A 2,254-nucleotide genomic window follows, 5' to 3' on the forward strand; every position below is an offset into this window, starting at 1 on the left:
GCGGGTGCCGTCGTCAACCTCGACAACTTCAACACCGTGTAGAAAACCTATTGCCATACTTTATGCTCCTTTAAATGAGGGGTGAATTAAAATGAATGGGAAAAATGAGAGGTAAAAAGCCGCTTTTGAAAACGACTTGACAAAATATTCAAAACCGTTAGATTCATACAAAGGTGCTTGAAAAACACCTTAAAACAACAAGCGGATTGGTTACCGAAATAATCAGTCTTCTGTGCATTAAAGACTTTGACTCATTATATGCTACGCGCATATAATAGTGGGGTCGGGTGTGGTTATGCCATAAAATACCCTTTCGAGGGGAAAGCATAACGACGGGCTTGTTGCCGTGTTTTTGAGCACCCGGCATTCTTCATTGAGTGTCAATCAAAAACATTAGTCAACAAGGAGTTCATCATGAACAATTTAGTAACAATCGACAATGCTGGTATTGCTGTCACAACCTCTTTAAAAATTGCAGAGGGTGTAGGCAATACGCATAAAACAGTTATACAGCTTGTACGTCAAAACATTGAAGACTTTGAAGAATTTGGAAGGGTCGCATTTGAAATGCTACCCTTTGGAACCAAAGGTGGAAGACAAAAAAGAGAAGTTGCTATCCTCAATGAACCACAAGCAACTTTACTCATGACCTATATGCGTAACAATGATACGGTGCGTGCATTCAAAAAAGCACTCGTCAAAGCTTTCTATGATTTAAAAAACCAATTAATTGATAATGACCGTGATACACGCTTTGATTTTCCAAGCAACTGGGATGAAATGGGACCTACTGAAAAAGCTGTTTATATTTATGGACCGCTTCACATGCATCTTGTTAAAGCTTTTACATTAGCAGAAGAGAGCAAACATTATAAAACGCTTGTTGAAGAAGCCAAGCGAGTTTTAGCAAGCCCTGTTGTAAAAGCTGCTTAACTTTAAAAACATGATTTTATCTCCTCGTCTTCAAAGGCGGGGAGGTGGTTAATGGCTCTGTTCCATTTGTATATCCACTTTTTTACTAACTTCTAGTGTTGGAATAGAAGAGACATCAATGTCCCTCAAGGCATGCCATGTATCATAATTGGCTTGAAGCTGTAGCCAGAGAGCTGGTCCATTTCCTAACAATTTACCAATGCGAGCCGCTGTTACAGCCGTGACAGGGCGTTCTCCTTTAAGGATGCCATGTAGATGTTGACGTGATATTTGAAGAATCCGAGCAATTTCAGTTTTGCTTGTATCTAAATGCTCCAAAGATTCGGCTAAAATTTCTCCTGGATGAGTAGGACAACGATTAGGATTGCGTGTAGTCATGGATAGTTTCCTTTACAATTAATCTTAAAATCTTCAATGGTATTGCTCTAGATCAACGTGGTAAACGTGCCCGTCTTTAAATTCAAAAGTGATACACCAAGGACCATTGATATGGACTGTGTAGCGAGTCGGAGTAAAGCTTTTAAGCATATGAAAGTTATAACCTGGTACATTGATATCACTAACTTGAGAAGCTGCGTCAAGAGTATCCAGACGGCGAATAATACGCTGATGAAGCCTGCTATCAATCTTACTTTTTCCTGTTTCCCAGAGAGATTGTAGGTCTTTATTTTTAAATGTTTTGATCATAGCAAACTCAACAACTTTATTTTAAGTAAGATGTAATATATTAAGTGACAATTGTCAACAAAAATGTTACAGTTAAATATTGTTAATGGAATACTGTAGAACTAAAAGAATTTAAGAAATGAATATCAAGCCCATTCGCACTGAAAAAGATTATCAAGAAGCTTTAGAAATTGTGTCTGCAATGTTTGATAATCAGCCAGAAGTTAATACTCCAGAATTTGATAGAATGAAAACTCTTGTTTTGTTAATTGAAGCTTATGAAACAGAACATTATCCTATTTCTCCACCTCATGCGTAAAGAGAAGAATAGGCGCATGGAGGGGATAAATTTGCACGTTAACATCAAGGATTTTACGACCATACCAACGGCTGTCTGATCAAATATTGCTAAAAACTCAGATCCCTTGCCATTCTTAATAAAGTGAATACGAAGTTTAAATTCTATTGTCATTTTGCTCTCCAAATTAATGAAGAGACCATAACAATCATCTACACTCTCTCATAAGACTGACACTGTCAGTCAAAAAAGCCCTTTCAAAGGGCTTTGAAGAAGCGATAAAAGGACTTAAAAACATATAAGCCTGCTTATAGAACAGCTATCCATTTGACTTCTGTCATATCTTGGTTACTTGTG

General features: G+C 37.5%; 4 protein-coding genes. 2 read left to right on the top strand and 2 right to left on the bottom strand.

Going from position 1 to position 2,254, the window contains the following annotated elements; genetic code table 11:
• Positions 1 to 414: 414 nt before the first annotated feature.
• Positions 415 to 933 (top strand): Rha family transcriptional regulator, encoded by a 519-nt coding sequence (locus ACFIJK_RS09055; RefSeq protein WP_375627563.1) that lies wholly within the window; start codon positions 415 to 417, stop codon positions 931 to 933.
• 48 nt (positions 934 to 981) lie between these two features.
• Here the strand turns inward: ACFIJK_RS09055 and ACFIJK_RS09060 are convergent, their stop codons facing one another.
• Positions 982 to 1,311, bottom strand: a complete 330-nt coding sequence (locus tag ACFIJK_RS09060) for a HigA family addiction module antitoxin (RefSeq protein ID WP_208439663.1) — start codon at positions 1,309 to 1,311, stop codon at positions 982 to 984.
• A gap of 33 nt (positions 1,312 to 1,344) precedes the next feature.
• Positions 1,345 to 1,620, bottom strand: coding sequence for a type II toxin-antitoxin system RelE/ParE family toxin (locus ACFIJK_RS09065; protein ID WP_208431509.1), 276 nt, complete (start codon positions 1,618 to 1,620; stop codon positions 1,345 to 1,347).
• A 118-nt stretch (positions 1,621 to 1,738) separates the two neighbouring features.
• Here ACFIJK_RS09065 and ACFIJK_RS09070 point away from each other — a divergent pair, with 118 nt between their 5' ends.
• On the top strand, positions 1,739 to 1,918 hold the full coding sequence (locus tag ACFIJK_RS09070) for a type II toxin-antitoxin system HigA family antitoxin (RefSeq protein WP_208431510.1): 180 nt from the start codon (positions 1,739 to 1,741) through the stop codon (positions 1,916 to 1,918).
• The last annotated feature ends 336 nt before the right edge of the window (positions 1,919 to 2,254 follow it).

It is taken from the genome of Bartonella sp. PS17NMGDW, from assembly GCF_042193555.1.
Classification (GTDB): domain Bacteria; phylum Pseudomonadota; class Alphaproteobacteria; order Rhizobiales; family Rhizobiaceae; genus Bartonella; species Bartonella grahamii.